1 pseudogene is annotated in these 243 nt (G+C 32.1%); it reads left to right on the top strand.

Annotated features, from left to right (window positions below):
* Positions 1 to 216, top strand: a pseudogene (locus tag AWV70_RS23195) (tetracycline efflux MFS transporter Tet(L)); the annotation flags it as partial.
* Positions 217 to 243 lie beyond the last annotated feature (27 nt).

Raw genomic sequence — 243 nt, 5'->3', positions numbered from 1 at the left:
AATTTTACCAGTTTTTTATCAGAGGGAATAGGTATTGCAATTGTTGGTGGTTTATTATCTGTACGCTTACTGAATCAGAAGTTGCTTCCTATGGACCTTGATCAATCCACTTATTTGTATAGTAATATGCTATTCCTTTTTACAGGAGTCGTTGTTACTAGTTGGCTGATCACCTTGAATGTATATAAACGAAGACAAATTCAATTTAAAAGTTGAATACCAGAGATAAATTAAATGACTTCT

This window comes from Sporosarcina koreensis (genome assembly GCF_001531445.1).
GTDB lineage: Bacteria > Bacillota > Bacilli > Bacillales_A > Planococcaceae > Sporosarcina > Sporosarcina koreensis_C.
Note: the sequence above shows the minus strand (reverse complement) of the source record. Positions and strands in the feature narration are given on the sequence as shown.